This window comes from Njordella calcicola (assembly GCF_056494125.1).
Map to the genome: position 1 here is coordinate 3,909,457 of NZ_CM151396.1, position 21,749 is coordinate 3,931,205.

The following is a 21,749-nucleotide window of genomic DNA, read 5'->3' on the forward strand; positions in this document are numbered from 1 at the left end:
GACTGCTAGCAGCGTTAGCCCGGCGATAGTTGCTATCGGTGTTTGACTGAAGACCCTTTAGATGGTAAACAGCTCACTAACTGCTGCTCTTTTCCAAAAATTCCAATGCCAGGCGTTGAATCACATTATCCACTCACGTCGGACTAGGAGTCTTCAAATACATTTCTAAGGTGGTTTTCAACACGAACAGCGAATTGTATACACCGATACCAATCATTGGAACAGAGAACATTTGCAGCTTGAGAAGGAAGTAAGATAGTCTACCAATCACCCTCCAATCTTAATTGTTTCCTCCGATGCGAAACGTGCCCATGATCGGTCGATGGTCGCTTGTTTGCTCGTTATCGGGAAAGTCTCCATCGCGTACAATGACCGTTGAGATACCATTCCAAGACTTGGCTCCATGGGCTACGAAAATGAAGTCAAGAATAGAGTCGGGATATCGATCAACAGCTTCGTTAGGGAATCGGCGATCTTGAGCCCAATTGGAGTCAATCAACGGATCTGGCTTCACCCAATGCCAAACGTCGCCCTCGATCATTGCGTCAAAACCCTCGTTCCCCTTCTGCGTGTTGAAGTCGTAGTCGAAATTGTGATCCCCAACCGAGAATATCGGCTGGTTTGTAGACTGAGCCCATTTGACAAGCAGTCGCGCCTGTTGCGTACGGAGCTGAGCCTCTCCTCGTGCCAGATGATTGACCACCACCCACATGGTCGTGCCACTTTGTTTCTCCAGCAGTTGTACGGCAAGTGGCGATCGTGCGCGATAAGCGCCCAGCTCGTCACGATCACTTTCAAGTACGTTGGTATTCGCAACTTCTCCTTGGAACCGATGAAGCTCGATCGCCGAAACAATTTCGAATCTCGAAGAATCCACGATCAATTGGAGCGAATCGGTGTCCTTAAATCCGCCGCTGGCCGAAGTCACGAAGTCAACCTCGGTACCCACCCCACGCTGCACCGCATCGCGGTATCGAAAAAAATCTCTCGGCTCGACTTCACTCAGCGTTACGATCTGGGACTTAGTTTCTGGACTGGAAATCAACTCCGTAAGTTGCTCAGCTATGACTTTGGAATCACTCACCGGTGGCTCATTTGGCCGATTGCTTTCGACATTCCAAGCCAGCAATCGGAATTCTTGAGCGAACGTGTTTTGCACAGTCGCAAAAACGAGAACGCAAAGTAGCAACCTATACCTAAACAAATTCATCAAATCACCCTCCGGAGCATGCGTGCGAACAACTTTAGGACCACTGTAGCGAATATTCGGCCGACCCGTACATGGTCGCAAGTTGAGTTTCAGTGAAATAAGTTCATTAGGCCTCTGAGCGGTATCGCCATTCGCAGCAGCCAGCGATTCGCCAATTTCCCAAACGTGGTACGTTACAAATTCAGAACAAACGTATTACAACAAGTGGGTGATACCATGTTCTTAGTGGGCGGTGGTATGCGAGCCCTTGGGAAGCGGCGGAACAAACAATCGGTAAATCACTGGTGTAATGAACAGGGTAAAGCAGGTTGAACCGGCCAAGCCCCACACGATTACCGTGGCGAGCGGTCGCTGGACGTCAGAGCCAAGATCGGTTGCCAGCGACGCGGGCAGCAGCCCAAAAATGGCAACCAGGGCGGTCATCAGGCCAGGACGCAATCGATCGATTCGTCCGCGCACGATCGCGTCGTCAAGCGGCATGCCCTCCGAGCGATAACCCGTGACCCCTTTGAACATCAACACCGCATCCATCATCGCAATGCCAAACAGCGTTGCGAAGCCGACACCCGTTGAAACATTCAGATACATGTCTCTCATGTAAAGCGCCAGCGCGCCACTGGCCACTGCGAAGGGAACCGGCATCATCAACACGATCGCCGCTCGAACCGAACCGAAGGCAGCGATCAGCGTCACGAAAATGATCGCAATCGTGGCCGGAATCAGAATCGCAAAATGTTTCTGCGCACGATCGAGATTTTCAAACATCCCGAGCCACTGGACACGATAGCCTGGAGGGAGATTGATCTCCTGGTCAAAACGCGACTGTGCCTCAGCCACGAAACCACCTTGGTCGCGCCCAACAATATCACTACGAACCGTCACACGTCGGCGGCCATCCTCCCGCGCGATGATCGTTTGCCCGTCGACCACGGAGATATCCGCCACTTGGCTCAGCGGCACGGGCACTCCATCTTGGGTGTACACCGCCAATTGGCCGATCGCAGTCGGTGAACGCCGAAACTCCGGTGCAAGTCTCGCGACAATATCAACCGTGCGATCTCCCTCGGCGACCTGACCGACAGGCTGTCCGCCAATCGCCATGTTGATCAGTTGCATGACTTCTTCGATGCGCACATTGAATCGAGCGCATCGCTTGCGATCGGGCTCGATAATCAATTGCGGCTGAGGGCCCTCTTGTTCGATACTCGCATCGATACTGCCCGGGACACTTTGTAACAGAGCCACCGTTTGGTGTGCCAGGTCCAGAAGCAGGTCAAAGTCCTTGCCTGATAGTTCAACCGCCAAGTTAGCTGAGGTGCCGTTGGCATCTTCTGTAACGCTATCGATGATCGGTTGAGTGAAATTGAAACGCGTCGTCGGGAACTCGGATCGAAAGCGATCTCCCAACTCTTTCACCAATTCATGCTTGGATTGAAACTTCTTCCATTGGGATTTCGGTTTGGGGCCGATCATCATTTCGATACGGCTGGGTGGAAAAGGGTCCGTTCCATCATCGTTGCGACCCGCTTGCACGACGGCAAATTTGACTTCTTCATATTCCAATGCAATCTCGCGCAAAGTGCGACCAAATTCGCTGGTTTTCTCCAGACGCGTCCCGTCAGGAAAGTTGGCTCGAACCCAGATCACACCTTCGTCGAGATAGGGCAGAAACTCGACGCCCAAACGCGGGAAAATCGTCACGCATAGCAGGGCCAAGAAGGACAATGCAACCGACAGAACGATCCAGCGAGCGTTCAACATCAGTCGCAATGCAATCTCATAAGGCGGATAGGCGATTCGCAGCAATGGATTGACCCATTCCTGATACCCTTTGCGAAACAAGAACGTCGCCGCCACCGGGATCACAAACAAGGAAAACAGCAAAGCACCGCTGAGTGCAAACAAAATGGTTAATGCCATCGGCCGAAACAACAGTCCTTCGATGCGTGTCAGTGACAGCAGCGGCAAGAACGCAACCATGATCAGCCCCATCGAAACGAACACCGGCCAGTGCATGTCGACTGCTGATTGACGAATGATATTGCGGACTTCTTTCGGATCTCGCGTGCCAGATTTGCCCAGTCGGCGAGCAATATTCTCTGCCATGATGACCGCGCCATCGACCATGATGCCAAAGTCGATCGCTCCTATGGACAACAAGCCCACCGGAATATCAAACAGATACATCAGCATTAGCGCGAACAACAACGAAAACGGAATCGTCATGGCGACGAGCAACGCCATCGCGGGCCGACCTAGAAAGACAATCAATATCAACACCACCAGTGTGATGCCAAGCGAAACGCTGTGTGTCACCGTGTGCAGCGTGGCTTCCACCAGTTGTGAACGGTCATAGTAGGCGGCGATTTGGACGCCCTCGGGCAAGCCGCTTTCATTGAGTTCTGCCACCGCTTCTTGTACGCGTTCGAGTACTTGCGAAGGGTTCTCGCCACGTCGTAACAACACGATCCCGGCAACTCCGTCGTCGAGTCGGTCCTTGCTGAAGATGCCATTTTGCGGCAGATGGTCTTCACGCACATCGGCCAGTTCACGAAGGTAAATGGGAGAGCCGTTGATGCTTTTTATGAACGTCGATTCCAGATCCTCGATCGTTTCAATTTGCCCGCGACCTCGCACCACCAGGGACATATCACCGCGCGGAACCACGCTACCGCCGCCAGAGGCATTATTAAGATTGATCGATTCGGCGATATCCGTCAGTGTCAGCTCGTAGCGGCGCAACTGGTAAGGGTTGAACTGAACGGCGAATTGACGTTCCAAGCCACCGAAGTTTGATACTTCCGCGACGCCCGGAACTCGCATCAACTGACGGATCACTTCCCAATCATTGATGGTGCGTAGTTCCATGGTCGAGTATCTGCCGTCACTGACCAGTTCATAACGAAAGACTTCGCCGTACGCTGTGGCTAACGGCCCCAATTCAAACTCAACCTCATCAGGCAATTCCACTCCAGCCAATCGTTCCTGGACTCGTTGGCGAGCCCAATACGATTCGGCTGATTCGTTGAAGATCATCTGAACGACGGATAAACCAAAGATCGTTCGCGATCTTACGACTTGGACTTTGGGAACGCCCAGCATCGCGTTCTCAAGCGGAATCGTAACCTGTCGCTCGACTTCTTCGGGCGCGCGGCCAGGGTAGACGGCGATGACTTGGACCATCTGCTCGGAGATATCCGGGTAGGCATCCACCGGTTGTTTATAAAACGACCAAACGCCTGCGAGGGATGCAGCCAGCGCAAGTATCAGCACGACCCACCGCAATCGTAGTGCGGTTTCGATCAAGTTTGCAATCATCGCGAGTTAGCCTCCCGCACTCGAAGTGCTGCAGCGGCCACAGGCTTGAGCAAGATCGCTCCATCGCTGATGATCTCATTGCCATCACGAAGTCCCTGGAGCACTTCGATCGTCCCGGCGCGGCTGTCACCGACTTCCACTCGAGTCAAAAGCCACTGGCTGCGTTCATCGGACGGCGCTTCGTCGGTTGCTTGTCTCACAAAAACGAAATCGTCGCGTCCAATGTGAATCACACTTTCAGCCGGAATTAATAGTGATTGTCGCGCATCGGTTCCCAGTCCAATCTCTGCAAACATACCAGGACGCAGTTCGTCATCGGGGTCGTCGACGAAAAACAACACTCGCAGCGCTCTGCGTTCTAGCGATAGAGTAGGAGAAATCATCTGAACCGTGCCCGGATAAACGCGATGGGAGATTCCGATGAAGCGAGCCTCGCAGCTTTGTCCAATCTTAACTCGCGAGCCATATTCTTCCGGGACTTCGGCGATCACGATATCGACGTCCGACGACGCATTGCTCAGCATACCGACGTCGAGCCCTTTGAGTTGCAGTGTTCGCGCGGCAACCGCTTCGTCCTTCTGTGCGCGAGCTAGTTCGACCTCGGCCTCACGAACATCCTTTAAACCTTCGGTTTCTGCTTCGAGCAAGTCCGCTTCAGCGAGTTGCAGGTCCGCACGGCTATCAGTGCCCGCGACCACCAAACGTCGCAATCGCTCGACGATCGCTTGGCGGCTTTCGACGCGAATTTTTGACAACTGTTTGAGACGTTGAGCCTGCTCTTCTGCAAATTGAATATCGACCAGTGCCCGACGCCAAGCATAGAAGGTTGCTAATGCTTCAGGGTCGTTGAATTGCCACTGTTCCGTGGCGTTATCGCCGACGGGCCTCAAGCTAGCGGCAACCGAGCCATTGACGCGTATCAAAGGTGCCGTTGATTCGGTCCTCATCACTTGATGAGACTTCAACTTGGCAGCTAACGGAGTGGAGCCACTAATGGACAGCAGCCCATCCCCAACGACCTCAATTGCAAGTCGATGCGCCGTCTGGCTTGCGTGCCCTGTCTCCTCTTGGGCACGATCTTTAGATGGCAGCGAAAGATAGATGATCGCAACCAGCGCAATCCCAATCGCGCCAAAGAATTGAATGGCAAACCCAATTCGACCCACAAGTTGGGATTTCGTAGAACTTTCGACCTGGGATTCAGGCGGTTCAACGTGCTCGGAAGGGCCAGTGCTCATTCGTTTTCAAACTTTCGCTCAGGTTGTAGGTCTTGGTTCAGATTCTTGATCAGTGGAATTGCTATGACTAAACGGCATCTCCTTGGCCATGTGGCGAGACTAACGGACCAGTTCTTCGCCCAATGTGGCATTGAATTTCTGTACGGCTCGTAGATAGTTTGCTCGACTGGCGATGTAATTCGCGTACGTTTCGCGGTAATTGCGTTGAGAGTCCAGCACGTCGATCAACGGTCGCCCGCCCGCTTCATACGCCCGACGAATGCTGTCACGAACTTCCTCGGAAAGTTTGAGTTGCTCTTCCGCAATCGCCTTCGCATTCTCACTGGCAGCAACCAATTCCGCATGGACGCTTTGTACCTCGGCCTGCAAGTCGATCAATCCGCTTTGCAATCGGAAGCTATCTTGCCGAAGGGCCGCACTGGCCCGTTGACGATTGCCTTGGTTGCGATTGTTGACCGGTAAGCTTGTAGAGACGCCAAAGCCAAAGGAGTTCGCGTCTGGAAAGCCGATTGCCTTTTGCTGGAACTGTCGTGTGTAGCCGACCATTGGACTAATTTCGGGGTAAGCAGCTCTATATTCACGAATCATTTCAGCTTGACGCTGAGTAACTCGCAAGTTCAGAGCTCGTATGTCCGGTCGATTTTGTCGTGCCACTTCAATTAATGCTTGGAGTTCGCCTTTGACTGCAATCGAATGTCCATTTGAACTCTCTTGGAGTATCGCATCTACGCGAAACTCATCTTGTTGGTCCAAACCAAAGACCGTGCCGCCCATCAACGCTCGCAGTTCTGCTTTTGAAATCTGCAAATCGCGCTGAGCCTCACGCAGCGCCTGCTGGCTATTCAAACGATCCAGACGAATGCGACTGAGCTCTACTTGTGGGACCGCTCCGTTCTCCACCGCGATCTCGGCAATTCGTTCGACTTCAAGAAAATTCTCGACGTCCTGGCGTGCCAAACCGATCAAGGCTTGAGCTTCGACGACATCGTAATATGCCAAGGCAGCTTCCAGTACCCGCACCCGCACCAAGTCTTGATATTCGGCACGAGTAACCTGAACCTCCGCGGCTGCACTGCGCATGGCCGCGACGCGTTTACCAAACAGATACCAATCGATCGGATAACTTAACGCGACGTCGAACTGTGGTGGCCCACCCTCACGCTCATCGGCCACAAACGGTCGTCCCAATGGTAGCAACGATTGCACGATTTCTAAATCAGGATTTGGTTTTAATGACGAAGTAACATAGTCGCCGCTGGCCAAAGCTATTTCTTGAAAGCCAGCTCTCAAGAGAGGATCGTTTCGCAAACACGAGGCGATCGCTTCGTTAAGTGTCAAATTCGGAATGTTGGAGTCGGCACTGCCGAGCAACAATTCGGGTTGGACTTCTTCGGGGGCAGATTCGGCGTCATCCAAGGTCGGCTTCATCGCATACTGGACACTGGTAAGACGTGTTGTGGTAGTATCGTCGATTATTGCTGAGACTTGGACCGCAGGATAGTCAATGGCAATTACTTCCAAAGTTGGTGAGCCGATTAAGTCAGGAGCATCTTGTTCAGCTTTTTTCTCCGTTAATACACCGTCCATCGATCGAGATTCTGTTTTGGCAGTTCGGGCACTACTCAAAATCTGCGGGGTTTGGCAACCAACAAACGCCAGGGAGATCATGTACAGATACGGAACCCAACAGCAAGTCCGAATGGACTTGCTGTCGCGGCGGTGTGTCCTCGGGAAATTTCTTAACATGATGATCTCAATTCTCATTCATCTCAGCCGTATTCCGGGGAATTGGAATCAGCCTCTTCCTAACGTTCACTCAGAATGTCTATCGACCTGTTTGATTTGTTTAAAAAGCTTGATCCTTCGCAATGTGAGCAAATCCCCTAGTCTTCCTGCCCTCCCAATTGGCAAGCCATCATTCTCCAATTTTGGAGGCATTAATTGTTGCTTGAATTTGGTCCCACACCCCTGCTTTCTTCCACGAATCGTAGTAGTGGCGGACAGTCGAGCGATTTGGATAGGAGTCTGGGATTTCCCGCCATTTGCATCCAGTTGCTAGCAAATATCTGATCGCGTTTACCACCTTCCGCATGTCGATCTCGCGTCGACGTCCACCTGAGTTTGGCTTGGGTATAAGCGATTGGAGGCATTCCCATTGCTTGTCGGTTAGATCGCTTGGATAGGTTTGGTCGCGCATCTTTTAAGTCAGTGTAATCCGTCGTGAACCACATTGTCTGCCAGTGTAAATGGTGCAAGAGCTTCTTGCTTCGCTGGCCCACTCAGATTGAAGGCACAGTCCGCAGTCCTTGCGCCACTCTGGGACATCGCCGCTGCTCGGCTCAAGCGAGAATAACTAGACGCCATCACTTAGATGCATGTGGCCTAGCGTCTATCAGTAAAAATGGCGGACGCGAGTAGTAGATCTGCCTTGGCCGCCGCATTAATGAACTGCCAAGCCTTTCTGAGGGTGAGTTTCGTGCAAACGAAATCACAATGAGTTGGTTGAAGGGCTTAGTCATTGACGGGTCCATCGTGGATTTCATTCTCATCAGCAAAGCAGGCAGGAAAAAACGGTATTACAACACTAGTCGACGCAGTTAGTTAGAAAGCAGTATGCATGCCAAAGCGATACAATTGCCCGCCACCGGCTTTTTCATTGGTATTACCCAAGCTATTCGCACACGGCAATCGTTTAATTCAAGCGATCGTCGCTGCAATTTGCCCAGGATGGCGGGACGAAGGCATGCAAAATCCACGGACGGTCTTTCGCTAATCCTGGTCCCACACTACGGTTCACCACGATTGCTCGCTTCAGTGGACTAGAATTCCATCTTGCGTAATCGCAAACTCCAATACGATCCGAGTTCCCTTATCAGCAGCCGATTCGCAGCGAATAAAACCCCCGTGCGCCTTCATGATCTCGCGGCATAAATAGAGGCCTATTCCGGTGCCGCGAACCCCCTGATCACGCTGGTCCTCATAGTGCTCAACGCGAAAAAATTTGTCAAAAACTCGTTCCCGAAGATCCTCCGGAACTCCTGGGCCTTGATCTGTAATCGTAACGCGTAATCTAGTTGGCTCTTGCTCCCCCCCACCGAAGTTAGACAACCAAACAGATACGATGCCATTTTTAGGAGAGTACTTTAGTGCATTTTCTAGCACGTTTGCAAACACACTGCGAAGGCGAACCGCATCGCCGAGTAAATGAAAGTCTGCAGCATCACTGATGATGGTTAGCTGAACTCCCGAATCATTGAAACGTGTTTGCAAAGAACGACTAACATCAGCGATAATGGAACGAATATCTACAGAAGATAGATTCAGTCGCAGTTGCCCCGCCTCAATTCGAGTAACGTCCAACAACTCCTCAATCGTCACCCCCAACTCCTCGCCCCCATAGATAGCCGCCAAAACCAATTCCCGTTGTCGCTCCGTCATCTCGGTGGTGGATTCGCCCAACATCATCAAATTCATACGTAAAGCAGTCAAGGGAGACTTGAGTTCATGCGAGGCGACGCCAATCAAATCCATTCGCAGTTGGTCGAGACGGATGAACTCGGTGGCATCATCCAAAACGACAACTGCACCAAATGCCCCCGAGCTAAAGTTTGGTATTGGAACAACTGTCACGAGAAAGCGGCGTGGCCGATCGTTGATCAAGACTGCGAGCGTTCGGTCAAAATCGAGCGGTCTTTCTGGTGTTGGTCGTCCCAGTAAAGCGGCATATATCGTGTCCAAATGCTCGTCAAAGAAATGCATTTCAGATAAACAGTCTGCTAAATCGACTTGTTTGGCTGCTAGAACGGTTCGCGCTGGCGAGTTCCACGCAGCCAATCGGCCGACAGAATCGAACACGAACACTGCATCGGGCAAGGCGTTGAGCGTTGCTTCCAGAGTCGTTTTCGCTGTCAATAATTCACCAAGACTCGATCGACGATATTCCGCGAGGGACTGAGCCATTCGATTGAAGCCGTCTGCTAATCGACCTAGTTCATCGGTGCCCCGAACATTCGCACGACGTTGGAAATCTCCTTCACGAATTGCCTCGACCGAGGTAGTCAACTCATGCACTGGTTTTAGTATCGACCTCGCTAACCAAGCAGCTACAGCAACCCCCAATGCCATGGTCAGCAAGGCGATCAAGCTGACGGTCCTCATCCCGCGCGCAGCTTCGTCACGCGCGACTTTACCCGCCCTCTCAATTGCACGAAAGCTATAGTTGCGAATTTGATCACAACTGGAGACTGCTTGCCGCAACAGCGGATTAACTTCGCGATGATATTCTTGCAAGCCATTGTTCTGGTCGGTTGCAGATATTAGCGAATCGCCAGCCAGTCGATATTGCCCGAAATGCTGTTTCAATTGGTCGATCAACAATCGTTCGTCAGGATTGGCTTCTGCCATCCTAGCCATCAATCGCTCCAGGCTAGTGACGCCACGCCCACGCTCGGATTGCAAGTCGCGGGTTGCTTGATCAACCTCACCCGTGAGGAACAACAGCAGTGCGTCATCTTCACGTTCGAGCGATCCTTGGATTTCTGCACTTAGGTCAATCGCGGCTTGGTTGTACCGCAGTGATTGAGTCACCAGAGCATTCAGTCGCGCGAAGGTTAGATAGCTCCACAAGCTGCTACCAACGGTTGCCGCAACGAGTAGCAAACTGGCCAGGATGAAGCGAGTTCGCAAACTTCCGCCCATCATGACATCCCGTACTTCTTGCGTTTACGTTGCAACGTCGTGACATCGATTCCCAGTGTGCGGGCTGCTGCTTCGAAGGACGCCGCTCGTGCCACAACTCTGGCGAGATGTTCTCGTTCAATTTCCTCTAGCGTGATTTCGCTACCAAGCATCGAGTCGCTGCCGTAAGCCGACGTCGTCCGCGGGCTACCAGCGAGCCCCAAATCAGCTTGATCGATAATGGAAGCGGGGCACAAAATCACAGCGCGTTCGACGGCATTGCGCAGTTCTCGCATATTGCCAGGCCACGCGTGATTGCGGATTGCTTGTTCACAGGCTGGCGAGAACGTTAGATTCTGTCTTCCTTGTCGCCGCTCAAAGAAATTTAAGTAATGTCGGGCTAGCAATAGCACGTCTTCGTGACGCTCACGCAGTGGAGGAATGGTCAGCGGAATGACATTCAAGCGAAAAAACAGATCTTCACGAAATCGTCCTTCGCGAACATCGTTCTCCAGCGATCGATTGGTAGCTGCAATCAATCGCACATCTGCATGTCGCTCCTGCGCCTCTCCGACCCTTTCATAAGTCCTATCATTGAGAAACCGTAGCAAGCGGGCCTGGGCATCCGCGTTTAGGTCACCAACTTCATCCAGGAATAACGTCCCACCTTCGGCTTCCTCCACCTTACCCACGGCATCCGCAATCGCTCCTGTAAACGCCCCCTTTTTGTGCCCGAACAAAACGCTCGACATCAACTCGTTGGACAACATGGGGCAATGAACCGTAACAAACGGGTCTGTGCGCCGACGGCTATTGCGGCGTATCCAGCGGGCCAGAATCGTCTTGCCGGTACCACTTTCGCCCCGCAACAAAATTACGGCATCCGAAGCGGCCGCCCGAGTCGCTGTTTGCAAAAACGCCCCATACGCTGGACTGGAGCTATCGAAGATTGTCTCGCCCTCGGTTTCGTCTAGCCGATCTTGCAGTTCATTCAGATTTCGGCGAAGCAGCGATGCGGTAACCACCCGCCTCGCTGCATTGCGCACTTGTTCGGGAGTGAAGGGTTTCGGCAAATAGTCGACCGCCCCTAATTTCATGGCCTCGACTGCTGATTCGTACGTCGCGAAAGCCGTTACAACAATCACACCAATGCCTGGCTGCCGTCGCAAGATTTCCGGAAGAACAGTTAGGCCTGATTCGGAGCCCAACCACAAATCCAAAAAAACGACATCGACTCGAGAGCGTTCCATCGCCTCCAAAGCACCCGATGAAGTCCCTACGTGTAACACCCGTGCATTTTCCGCCTCCAGACACAATCGCATTGATTGCCGAATCGACGTGTCGTCATCAATCAAAAGTGCCGTGTAGAGCATAGGCTTTTTGCTAACAGGATACAGCGGATTATGCCCCTGCAAATTCGACTTCTCAAGCCACCATCCGTAATTATCTCATCGCTTTTCATTTGCTATCCGTAACTGACTTACTCTCCCGATGGGCAAACTTCAGGCGCGCGGTTGCTGTCAGGTTTGTCAAGATATCACAGGTTAACATCTGTTGAAACGCCCATTCGCAACGGGAAGCTCGCTCAGGGCTGATACGTTTTGCCGGTTCTGATCGACGCCCCCAAGGGAAGTTAAAGCCTGGCGACTATTGCAGGCGGTGTTAACTCAGAGTGAGTCAACAGGCTGAGGGCCTTAAGTCCGGTGGGAGGCTCAAGCTGCCATGGAATAATGGCCACGCGACTGGCTTGAACTTCTTTGACTTCCCGTAAGTACTTCTGCTCATGCGATTGACGCTGTTTCATCAACGGATCGGTAATTGGCAACGGACTGAGCACTTGATTGATGACCCACGCGTAGGGTTCAATCTCCGCACGACGTAAGTCTCGCTGCAGCGCAGCCGCCTCGTGGACCGGTGTCGCTTCAGGAAGTGTGACGATGAGCACTCGAGTGAAATTGGGATCTCGCAGACGTGGAAGAAGATTTTCAACGGCTTCCGGCATTTCGCTCGACTGTCGCGTTACTTCCCGGTGGTAGGCAAGCGCCGAATCAAGCAGGAGAACTGTGTGGCCAGTAGGTGCCGTATCGAGCACGACGAATTTGTTCGTGCCGGCGGCGACTGCGTCGGCGAACGCTCGGAACACGGCAATCTCCTCGGTGCACGGCGATCGCAGATCTTCTTCTAAAAGTGCTTTACCTTGCGCGTCGAGATTTTTGCCAGCCTTGCCGAGGACCTCTGCTGAATACTTGGCTGTTTCCACTTCGGGATCGATACGACTGACCGACAAGTTTGGCAGGCTTTCATCGTTTATCGCTGCAGCGATATGCGCTGCTGGGTCGGTAGTGGATAGATGCACTTCGTATCCACGCTCGGCGATGGCAACAGCGATAGCCGCAGCAACCCTGGTCTTACCGACGCCACCCTTGCCCATAGCCAAAATCACGCCATGACCAGGTGCAACTAAATCATCGATTAGCTCTGATAGTGGTGGCATTAGCCGGTACGCGTTAGCGTCCGGTTCTTGGCTGGATGTGGAGTTAGAAGGAAACCGGGGGCTAACGCCCTGCGGCTGATGGGTGGACTTGCCGAGTCGACGTAACGAATCGATTCCAAGGACTCCGTCGGGACTTAGAGGAACAATGGTTTGCGGAAAGGCCTTTAAGCCTTCTGGAATCGCAGCCAGTGCAACGGTTCCTCGTTGCTCAAGCGCTACCGCATACGGATCGTTAGCATCGACCGCCCTAAACACACCGTTGACGACAAGGTGTTGATTCTTCACGCCCAGTTCGGCCAACTCACCGCTGGTTCGAGTCGCTTCTCGCAGCGCACTTGCTTCAGCACGCGCGACTAACACCAGAGTTGTCACGGCTGGATCGCCGAGCGCTTTCACCGATTCCTGATAAAGCTTCTGTTGGTCCTGCAAGCCGGCTAAAGGCCCGAGGCAACTGGTGCCTGTCGTGTTCTGTTCCATGAAGCCATCCCATGCGGAAGGCAGTGTGAGCAATCGTAATGTGTGGCCAGTTGGTGCTGTGTCGAAGATCACATGATCGAACTCAGCGGTGGCTTTGGGATCGCCAAGTAAGCGTGAGAACTCATCAAAGGCAGCGATCTCGAGCGTACACGAACCCGAAAATTGCTCCTCCATGCTTTTGACTGCAGCCTCGGGTAACAAGCCTCGATAAGGGCCGACCATCCGTTCGCGATACTCGGCCGCTGATTTCTCAGGATCGAGGTTCATCGCAAACAGAGTTGCGATAGCTCGAATCGCGGTTGGGTGGTTACCCAGCGTGACACCTAAGACCTCGTCGAGATTGGACGCTGGATCAGTCGATACGAGCAAGACTTTCTTGCCAGCATCGGCAAGCTTTACTGCGGTCGCACATGCAACCGATGTTTTGCCAACGCCGCCTTTGCCAGTGAAGAAAAGGTTGCGGGTTGGATGTTCTAAAAACTTCATGATACATGTTCCTTATATTGGTCCTTCATCGCCGGCGAAATGTCGGCGATAGGTCAGCGATTGGGCTTTAGCAACAGCCGCTGGTCCCACAACATCCGCCAGCGTTGCTAACGGGCAGGAGTTGCTTTGCTGGCGAACCGGTAACCCATCCTGCTAGATCGTCACGCGATGGATATACGGTTTGGCTGACGATCTCGCCGTCAACTACGACGACTGGCAGGCAGTCGGTCCCCGCGGTGCTTAGCAGTTGGTGAATCGCTTTGTTTTCGATAAAGGCTTGTGGCTGCTGTGCGAGGTTGTATCGCTCGACGTTGTGACCTTGGTTCTTGAGCCAGTCGAGATCCGCTGCGAACTTTGGCAACACGGGATCAACGTCTGGACCACAGACGCCGGTCGAGCAGCACATAGGTTTGTCGTAGACTTGTACAGTTTTCATAACTTTCTCCTCGGAGATTGATTGAAGATTCAAAACGGGAATGGTGTTCAAGGCGTTGGCCGAAGATTGTTTCAGCGCGTGGACTCGTACGCTTGCGGCATAGGCATTGGCATCGAATGATTGCATGACCGAGGCGAGCCCGTCGTGCAAAGACTTTTCGTCTGATCCGCACGAACCGCCGCCACAGCATCCGCCGTCGCTGGCCATGGCGTATGCGTTTAGGTCGGACCCGGTGTCCGTCACGACCACGGAAGCAAAACCAGCTTGTTCCAATTGGCTGCGATAGTCGTCGATAAGAATGGCACCGGAGATGCAACCGACATACGCTTCGACACTTTGCTTGACTTCGCTCGGCAGCTCTTGCTTGAGGGCGATGTCGCTCAGTGCCACGCGTCCGCCAGGTTTCAGCACTCGCAAGATCTCGCGAAACACAGCCAACTTATCGGGCACCAGATTGATCACGCAGTTGCTGATCACGCAGTCGACCGAGTTGTCTGGCAACGGCAAGCGATCGATAGTCGATTGATGGAACTCGACGTTCGTAAGACCTAGTCTCTGCTGACCAGCCCGAGCTCGCTCAAGCATCTCGGACGTCATGTCGATACCGATCACGCGACCCGACGCACCTACTTTGCGAGCAGCCAGGAACACATCCATGCCACCGCCGCAACCGAGATCGACAACGACTTCCCCTTCGCGGATGCCAGCCAGAGCCAAAGGGTTTCCGCAGGACAGACCCATGTTGGCCTCCGATGGCAACTGATTGAGTTCATCTTCGGAATACCCAAACGCCGACGCGATGGACCTGACCGCAGTCGACTCGTTGGATAACGCGCCCTTGGCAACGCCAGCGTATTGGTCCCGCACATCATCAATAATCATCCGCTCGCTCATTGTGTGCTCCTTTGCACGATATCGCCTATCGCCGAAGTACGATAGGTTTGGGTAAAAAAATGTGTACACTCGGGGCGTTGCCCACGCGGTTAAACTGCCTTACAAGTCCGCGATCAGCTTCTTCAATTTGGCCATCGCCTCGTTGTTGATGCAGTAGCAAACGCGAGGCCCGTCGATCTCTCCCTGCACCAATCCGGTTTCCTTCAGGATTTTCAGGTGCTGGGAAACTGTTGATTGAGCCAGCGGCATTTCCTCGACGATCTCTCCGCACATGCAGGAAGTTCGATTCAGCAACAAACGCACAATTCGTACCCGGGCCGGATGGGCCAGGGCCCAACTGAGCTTGGCTAGCTCTTCGGCCCAAGTGACGTCGGGCAACGCGAGTTGCTCGCTGGTCGTGCAGCATTTCTTGGATTCTGCTTTTGCCTTGACCATCGTTTTTCGCTTTCAGACCTCGGATTGCCTTTTGCCACTAAATTGCTTATCGTCGATATACGATACGCGACTTGATTCATTCTGTCAATGCTGATCTTTCAAGTAAGATGGTGTTGCATTTAACCTTCGGGTTTTCAGCAAATGTTTGCTGTCCAACTAAATGCGGTGAAGTCCCGGACTGGTTTAAAGCTCAAAATCGATACAACCGTTAGTGGGGATGCAGGTATTGCATGTGGGACTCCCTCACGGAAATCTCACTGCCGTAAAGGTGACATAATGTTCATCTGACTTACGAGTTCTTGTCACATGTATCGATTAGGCGTCGCACTGATGTTGGCTGCGAGAGAAAGAGCAAAAACGATCCAACAGCTTCGTTCAGGAGCTGCGATGCTAGAGTTCGCGATTTGTCTGCCCATTCTTACAATCCTCGTAATGGGCACGATCGAAACAAGCCGCATGATGTACCTCCGGCAGTCTTTAAAGATTGCCGCTTATGAGTGCGCACGCTTGGGGATCGTCAACTCTGTCACCGCCGAGGACCTACAGGCCCAATGCGACGTGATCCTGCTCGGGCGAAACATCAAAAAATATCAGTTTACTTGCGAGCCCGAAGATCCTCGCACATTGAAGTACGGAGATCTGCTCACAACCAAAGTCCAGGTACGAGCCGAAGATAATGCGATTCTTGGTACTTGGTTTTATAAAGACAAAATCTTCACCGCAGCAGTCACTATCATGGCGGAGAACTGAGCCAGCATCATGCAACCAATAATCGCTAACACCCAGTCTAGAAGAGTTCGCAGAATCCGAAACCGCAGGGGCGCGAGCATCATGATGTTTGTGATGCTGTTCCCAGTCGTCTTGTCGGTGTCTGCCTACACGATTAACGTTTCCTACATGGAGCTTGCGCGTACCGAATTGCAAATTGCGGCTGACGTTGCCGTGCGTGCCGCCGGCCGGACATTAGCGGTCACCGGAAGCCAACAGGAAGCGACCGCTGCGGCGGAATTGTTGTTGCAACGCAATCCGTTCGTAAATCAAACTTTGACGCCGGATGGCATCCAATTGGAATTTGGTGTCTCCACGCGTTATTCGGAATTCGAACGCTACCATTTCCAGCCAGGGCAGAATCCCAATGCAGTTCGCATACGTTCTAATGGCACCATCAATGTCCCAATGCTTTTCCCAACCATGGGTGTTGCGATTGATTTCAAGCCGATCAAGTCTGCGATAAGCACACAAACCGAATTGGATATTGCACTGGTTATTGATCGTTCGGGTTCGATGGCATTTGCGGACAATGAGTCCTCCAATAAAAGCGTGCCCGATGCGGCCCCGATTGGTTGGACCTTTGGAATGCCAATACCTCCCAATGCTCGCTGGTCGGATGCAATAGAATCGGTAAAGCATTTCCTGGATCTGTTGAGCCAGTCGGGGCAAACGGAATCTGTTTCACTGGCCAGCTACTCGCATACTGTTAGCGTTGATCAAGAGCTGACATCCAACTACGCCCAAATCATTCATCACATGAATCTCCACAGCGCCGCGTTTCACGGAGGATGGACAAATATCGGAGACGGCATGATCGCTGGCCTAAGTTCGCTGGCGGACAAAAAGAAAGCCCGACCTTGGGCTAGCCGAGTGATGATCGTTCTGACCGACGGCAATCATAACTATGGCACCGATCCAGTCCTCGCCGCACACATCGCGGCTGAGGAAAACGTGCAGGTCTTCACCGTTACTTTTTCTGCAGAGGCGAACTCTGGCAAAATGCAAGAAGTTGCGGCGATTGGCTCAGGTGAACATATCCATGCCTCCAATGCGGCTCAACTTACCACCGCGTTTGAAGAAATTATTAGTCGCCTGCCAACTCTGATTACTTATTGATCCATTGCTCGTGAAGAAGATGATATCGCGAAAAAAAAAGAGGCTACATCGCAGCGGAGCAGTATTGCTCGAGTTCGCTATTGTCTTGCCGCTCATCTTCCTCTTTTTCGCAGGCGCCATCGAGCTGAATAGGATGCTCATGTTGCAGCACACGGCCGACGCGGCGGCTTACGAAGGTGCCCGCCATGCGATGGTGCCTGGAGCATCGACTCAGGAAGCCATTCAGAAAGCGGAACAACTGTTGAAACAGAACAAGCTGTCTGACTTCCAGATCAATGTTACCCCTGAAACGATCAATGAAGACACGTCTTTGATCTCAGTTCGAGTCGCGATCAATGTTAGTGCCAATACATGGATTTTGCCCAGATGGATTAGTGATCAGGACATTGTCAGCGAAACCACACTTTTCTCTGAACGTCCTCCAGTCGTAAAGCTGACCGAACTGCCTCAAATGAAGGCCAAAGCGCAAAAGCTCAAATCGAAGCCTGCCAAAGGGATCGACCAAAAGTAAATCCGGCCTCCCCTGTTCAAATGCTTCCAGTGTTTGGTCAACATTTAGTTTTAGGGTACGACGGACTTCCAGTCCGCCCAAAAAAGCCTCGCACCGACGAACTGGAAGTCCGTCGTACGCAAGACCTTCAACCCTCAGTTTAAGTCTTGACGAAGCACTAGTGTTTTTGTCAACGTAGGGCTTACGTTATACCGGAGTTGGCCTCGTTTTGGATAAAACAGACTTTTGGATTCCGTCAGTTGGTAGTGCGTTCTGGCAATAAATAATTAGAATCAGTCGTCTTCAACAGCTTGGTCGCCCCTGAAATGTGTACCAAGTAATGCGTCCGCCCCGGGAATTGTACCAGTGACTGATGATCGATCTGCGGAAGTCGAGAAGGAATCTGCGAATGAAGCCTCGCCAATCGTCGATAGGAATGCGCGAGTATCGTTGCGAATTACCTCAGGCGCTCACCAGGGGCAGCATTGGACTTTTGACCGACCAACGACACTGACGATCGGCCGCGAAGCGCCCGCAAACATTCGGTTAGCCAACGAACCCAAGTGCTCTAAGCTGCATTGCGAGCTTCAGATCAATCCGCCCAAAGTTCACTTGGTTGATTTGAATAGCACTCATGGGACAAGCTTAAATGGCATCTTGGTGGCTGAAGCAGTTCTGACCGATGGAGACACGTTTTCCTTTGGCGAGACTTCGGTAGTGGTTCAAGTTCAACCAACACATCCCTCCCAAAAGTCAGCCGAAAGCTCTAGCGATATTCCGACCATTCCCCTGACGCAATCAACTTCAAGCAATACCAATGACAATTTGCCCACAGAACTTTTCTCTGCATCGGGCTCGCCGTCGGGAAGTTTTGCCGAGAGTGAAACTCAGTTTGGTGCCTACGATTTAATCGAGAAGATTGGTGAAGGCGGTATGGCTTCTGTTTTCTCGGCCAAGCATCGCAAGACAGGCGAACAAGTAGCCATTAAATTGATTCAAACGTCAGGGGCACCCTCGGAAAAGATGTTAAGCCTCTTTGTGCGAGAAGCTTCCATCTTGATGAAGCTGAATCATCCACGCATCGTAAGATCCATTGAATTCGGATTTCAAAACCAGCAGCCGTTTCTGGTCATGGAATGGATTCCAACGATCAATCTTTTGGAGTTGGTGGATGCAATGCAGCCCGACCGTAAAGTGCGCATGGGTTGCTGGATCGTATCGCGAGTGCTGCAAGCCCTAGCGCACGCTCATCAGCAAGGTTACGTGCATCGAGATGTGAAGCCAGGCAATATTCTGGCTTATCGAGAGCGGCATCGCTTGCAAGTCAAGCTTGGTGACTTCGGCTTGGCCAAGTGCTACGAAGACGCTGGGCTTAGCGCGATGACGGATCAGTTTTCCTTGCGCGGAACACTCGCGTATATGTCACCGGAGCAGATGCAAGACTCTCGACTCGCTGGTCCCCCGACCGATATCTTTGCGGCTGGCTCTTGCCTTTATCGATTGGTGACTGGCAAGCATCCGCTGATGTCGGCCAATGGAGTCCAGTGCGATTTCGCAATGTTGGAACAGATGGCTTTGCCGCCGCGGTTGATCCAAGTCCTCGCTACCGCGATGAACCACGACATCAAAAAGCGCTATGCTTCCGCAGAGATCATGGAAAGCTTTCTGCAGCCTTTTCATGGCAAGTGAATGCGACTACAAACGCCTGATTCGAATCATTCGGAACGCCACGTCGCCAGATTGGCTTTGTAAAAGCAAGACTCCGGTTTGCCGAACATTGTCCTTGATTTGTTGTGCATAAGCATTTCCACTTTGTGCTGCCTGCCATTGAGTACTTGCGGTGTCATAACTAAGGACCATCCGACCATTGAGCCAGTGCTCTGCTTTCGTTCCGTTTGCGACAATCTTCGATTGGTTCCATTGCATGAGTGGATTGGGAGCTGCACCTACTGGCTCTACTAATCCGTACAGCGAGCCGGTCAGTTGCTGAGGCCCCTGTCGATCTGCATAAGCCTTATCGTCAAGAATCTGATATTCACGACCAGCAGCCACCGTTCCAATAGGAGCTTCGCGATAGTAAACGCCGCTGTTTCCATTAGGCCCGATTCGCCACTCGAATTCGAGTTCGAAATCTCCATAAGCCTCTCGTGAGATCGCATTGGACCGTCCTCCGCTCGCCACAAGCAATCGATCGACTACTTGAAAAGGCCCCAGCGTACTCCAAGCACTGACATCTGAACCATCGAACAAGTAGACCCACTCGGGCAAATCGTCAATCGGCTGTATTGGTGTGACCGGACTGGTAGGAAGTGATGCAGATGGATCGACTTCTGCAGCGGAAGCAATCGGCAGGCTCGCCTCCGGATCCAATTTTACTGCAGGCAGGTCCGCATTGGGTAACATGCTCGCTGCGGCTGAGTTGCTGCTGCTAACTGTCTGCCGCGTCGAATCACCTCGGGATAGCGTCACTGCTGCTACAATGCCTAGGCTCAATAGAACCGCCGCCGCTATGCTAAGCTTTACTTTCGGATTCAATGCTTTTTGCGCCGCCAAGCGCGGTGACTTGCGTTGGCTGTTCGGCGGTTGCGTAATAAGGTTCGCTTTGCCCTCGATCCAACGTGACAACGCTGCCGCAAACTGTTCGCAGTTCAGGAAACGCTCCTCTGGCTGGCGGGCCATCGATCGCAGACAAACCGCTTCCAAATCTTTAGGAATGTCTGGCTTGATGCCGCGCAGCGGAGGAACATTGGCTGTTGCCACCATCGCGACGACCGCATGTGGATTGCCTTCGAAAGGCCGACGGCCCGTTAACAGTTCGTACAGCATAACTCCCAAACTGTATTGGTCGCTCGCGGGGCCGATACGAGCTGTTTCACCGCGTGCTTGTTCCGGTGACATATAGGCGGGCGTGCCTAGCAATGCACCATCCACCGTCATCGCCGAATCATCATTGGTACGTTTGGCTAAACCAAAATCCATCAGGAACGGCATGCCCGCTTGATCTAACATCACGTTGTGAGGCTTCACATCGCGATGGACGACTCCTTGCGTGTGCGCATAGAATAAAGCTTCCGCGAGTTGCTTGACCAGTATTGCTGATTGCCTGTAGCTGAATGGCTTTTGTTTAATGACATCCGACAACGTTTTGCCCGAAATGAAAGCGGACGCAATGTAATATTTGCCATCGGCCTGCCCGCAGTCGTAAGTCGGAACGATATGCGGATGGCTGAGTTTACCGGCCGCTTTCGCCTCGGACAGAAAGCGCTGCACGCGCGCTTTATCAAGCTGATTGAACAGCGGGACTTTTAAAGCGATCTCGCGGTCCATCGCCGGGTCATAAGCTCGATACACGCGTCCAAACCCGCCTGTTCCCAGCAGCGAGCGAATCTCGAATCGCCCGAATTTTTTAGTCTTAGCCGTCGAACTGCTGGCGTCCGTTGAGGAAGAAGTCGAATCGGATGCGACTGAGCGACTTGACTGTTCGACACTGGTATCGCTAGTCGAACGATCGACTTTGGTGTCTAGCACAGCCTCGCTCAGCAAACTAGCCGAGGCGGATTGCGACGGGTCTTTTGATTGAACGGAACTGAGCTTGAACCTCTGGCGGCAGTGAGGACACTGGAGCGTCTTTCCAAAGTGCTCGATGTTAACGCGAATTGACTTGAAGCAACTGGGACACTCTGTTTTTTGTTGCTCAACCATATCTC

The 21,749-nt window shown here is 52.4% G+C and carries 15 protein-coding genes; 4 read left to right on the plus strand and 11 right to left on the minus strand.

Annotation, left to right across the window (positions count from 1 at the left end; all coding sequences use genetic code 11):
* Positions 1 to 280: 280 nt before the first annotated feature.
* The 10 genes from SH302x_RS15280 to SH302x_RS15325 all read right to left on the minus strand — a co-directional run bounded on the left by SH302x_RS15280 (position 281) and on the right by SH302x_RS15325 (position 15,665).
* Entirely contained in the window at positions 281 to 1,210 is a 930-nt protein-coding gene (locus tag SH302x_RS15280; protein WP_479363259.1) for an exonuclease/endonuclease/phosphatase family protein, read from the minus strand.
* Between the two features lie 222 nt (positions 1,211 to 1,432).
* On the minus strand, positions 1,433 to 4,528 hold the full coding sequence (locus tag SH302x_RS15285) for an efflux RND transporter permease subunit (protein ID WP_479363260.1): 3,096 nt from the start codon (positions 4,526 to 4,528) through the stop codon (positions 1,433 to 1,435).
* On the minus strand, positions 4,525 to 5,766 hold the full coding sequence (locus tag SH302x_RS15290) for an efflux RND transporter periplasmic adaptor subunit (protein WP_479363261.1): 1,242 nt from the start codon (positions 5,764 to 5,766) through the stop codon (positions 4,525 to 4,527). Before SH302x_RS15290 ends, SH302x_RS15285 begins: the two co-directional genes overlap by 4 nt.
* Before the next feature lie 99 nt (positions 5,767 to 5,865).
* On the minus strand, positions 5,866 to 7,353 hold the full coding sequence (locus tag SH302x_RS15295) for a TolC family protein (protein ID WP_479363262.1): 1,488 nt from the start codon (positions 7,351 to 7,353) through the stop codon (positions 5,866 to 5,868).
* A gap of 328 nt (positions 7,354 to 7,681) precedes the next feature.
* Entirely contained in the window at positions 7,682 to 7,963 is a 282-nt protein-coding gene (locus tag SH302x_RS15300) for a transposase (RefSeq protein WP_479363263.1), read from the minus strand.
* 614 nt (positions 7,964 to 8,577) lie between these two features.
* Positions 8,578 to 10,467 carry a sensor histidine kinase gene (locus tag SH302x_RS15305; RefSeq protein WP_479363264.1) on the minus strand — a complete coding sequence of 630 codons (1,890 nt, stop codon included), beginning with the start codon at positions 10,465 to 10,467 and terminating at the stop codon, positions 8,578 to 8,580.
* Positions 10,464 to 11,816, minus strand: a complete 1,353-nt coding sequence (locus tag SH302x_RS15310; RefSeq protein ID WP_479363265.1) for a sigma-54-dependent transcriptional regulator — start codon at positions 11,814 to 11,816, stop codon at positions 10,464 to 10,466. Before SH302x_RS15310 ends, SH302x_RS15305 begins: the two co-directional genes overlap by 4 nt.
* Before the next feature lie 260 nt (positions 11,817 to 12,076).
* Positions 12,077 to 13,900, minus strand: coding sequence for an arsenical pump-driving ATPase (arsA, locus tag SH302x_RS15315; RefSeq protein WP_479363266.1), 1,824 nt, complete (start codon positions 13,898 to 13,900; stop codon positions 12,077 to 12,079).
* Between the two features lie 67 nt (positions 13,901 to 13,967).
* A complete protein-coding gene (arsD, locus tag SH302x_RS15320) occupies positions 13,968 to 15,230 on the minus strand; it encodes an arsenite efflux transporter metallochaperone ArsD (RefSeq protein ID WP_479363267.1) in 1,263 nt (420 codons plus the stop codon).
* A 99-nt stretch (positions 15,231 to 15,329) separates the two neighbouring features.
* Positions 15,330 to 15,665 carry an ArsR/SmtB family transcription factor gene (locus SH302x_RS15325; RefSeq protein WP_479363268.1) on the minus strand — a complete coding sequence of 112 codons (336 nt, stop codon included), beginning with the start codon at positions 15,663 to 15,665 and terminating at the stop codon, positions 15,330 to 15,332.
* A gap of 306 nt (positions 15,666 to 15,971) precedes the next feature.
* Here SH302x_RS15325 and SH302x_RS15330 point away from each other — a divergent pair, with 306 nt between their 5' ends.
* The 4 genes from SH302x_RS15330 to SH302x_RS15345 all read left to right on the plus strand — a co-directional run bounded on the left by SH302x_RS15330 (position 15,972) and on the right by SH302x_RS15345 (position 19,731).
* Positions 15,972 to 16,415 carry a TadE/TadG family type IV pilus assembly protein gene (locus SH302x_RS15330; RefSeq protein WP_479363269.1) on the plus strand — a complete coding sequence of 148 codons (444 nt, stop codon included), beginning with the start codon at positions 15,972 to 15,974 and terminating at the stop codon, positions 16,413 to 16,415.
* Positions 16,416 to 16,496: 81 nt separating this feature from the next.
* Positions 16,497 to 17,552, plus strand: coding sequence for a vWA domain-containing protein (locus SH302x_RS15335; protein WP_479363270.1), 1,056 nt, complete (start codon positions 16,497 to 16,499; stop codon positions 17,550 to 17,552).
* Positions 17,553 to 17,571: 19 nt separating this feature from the next.
* On the plus strand, positions 17,572 to 18,063 hold the full coding sequence (locus tag SH302x_RS15340) for a TadE/TadG family type IV pilus assembly protein (protein WP_479369272.1): 492 nt from the start codon (positions 17,572 to 17,574) through the stop codon (positions 18,061 to 18,063).
* A 345-nt stretch (positions 18,064 to 18,408) separates the two neighbouring features.
* Positions 18,409 to 19,731, plus strand: coding sequence for a protein kinase domain-containing protein (locus SH302x_RS15345; RefSeq protein WP_479363271.1), 1,323 nt, complete (start codon positions 18,409 to 18,411; stop codon positions 19,729 to 19,731).
* A 6-nt stretch (positions 19,732 to 19,737) separates the two neighbouring features.
* Here the strand turns inward: SH302x_RS15345 and SH302x_RS15350 are convergent, their stop codons facing one another.
* Positions 19,738 to 21,744, minus strand: a complete 2,007-nt coding sequence (locus SH302x_RS15350; RefSeq protein WP_479363272.1) for a protein kinase domain-containing protein — start codon at positions 21,742 to 21,744, stop codon at positions 19,738 to 19,740.
* Positions 21,745 to 21,749: the final 5 nt, after the last annotated feature.

What these genes read in the sequence shown, in the direction of transcription:
- SH302x_RS15280 (WP_479363259.1), bottom strand. Translation starts at nt 1,210, where the DNA reads ATGAATTTGTTTAGGTATAGGTTGCTACTTTGCGTTCTCGTTTTTGCG.
- SH302x_RS15285 (WP_479363260.1), bottom strand. Translation starts at nt 4,528, where the DNA reads ATGATTGCAAACTTGATCGAAACCGCACTACGATTGCGGTGGGTCGTG.
- SH302x_RS15290 (WP_479363261.1), bottom strand. Translation starts at nt 5,766, where the DNA reads ATGAGCACTGGCCCTTCCGAGCACGTTGAACCGCCTGAATCCCAGGTC.
- SH302x_RS15295 (WP_479363262.1), bottom strand. Translation starts at nt 7,353, where the DNA reads ATGGACGGTGTATTAACGGAGAAAAAAGCTGAACAAGATGCTCCTGAC.
- SH302x_RS15300 (WP_479363263.1), bottom strand. Translation starts at nt 7,963, where the DNA reads ATGCGCGACCAAACCTATCCAAGCGATCTAACCGACAAGCAATGGGAA.
- SH302x_RS15305 (WP_479363264.1), bottom strand. Translation starts at nt 10,467, where the DNA reads ATGATGGGCGGAAGTTTGCGAACTCGCTTCATCCTGGCCAGTTTGCTA.
- SH302x_RS15310 (WP_479363265.1), bottom strand. Translation starts at nt 11,816, where the DNA reads ATGCTCTACACGGCACTTTTGATTGATGACGACACGTCGATTCGGCAA.
- arsA (WP_479363266.1), bottom strand. Translation starts at nt 13,900, where the DNA reads ATGAAGTTTTTAGAACATCCAACCCGCAACCTTTTCTTCACTGGCAAA.
- arsD (WP_479363267.1), bottom strand. Translation starts at nt 15,230, where the DNA reads ATGAGCGAGCGGATGATTATTGATGATGTGCGGGACCAATACGCTGGC.
- SH302x_RS15325 (WP_479363268.1), bottom strand. Translation starts at nt 15,665, where the DNA reads ATGGTCAAGGCAAAAGCAGAATCCAAGAAATGCTGCACGACCAGCGAG.
- SH302x_RS15330 (WP_479363269.1), top strand. Translation starts at nt 15,972, where the DNA reads ATGTATCGATTAGGCGTCGCACTGATGTTGGCTGCGAGAGAAAGAGCA.
- SH302x_RS15335 (WP_479363270.1), top strand. Translation starts at nt 16,497, where the DNA reads ATGATGTTTGTGATGCTGTTCCCAGTCGTCTTGTCGGTGTCTGCCTAC.
- SH302x_RS15340 (WP_479369272.1), top strand. Translation starts at nt 17,572, where the DNA reads ATGATATCGCGAAAAAAAAAGAGGCTACATCGCAGCGGAGCAGTATTG.
- SH302x_RS15350 (WP_479363272.1), bottom strand. Translation starts at nt 21,744, where the DNA reads ATGGTTGAGCAACAAAAAACAGAGTGTCCCAGTTGCTTCAAGTCAATT.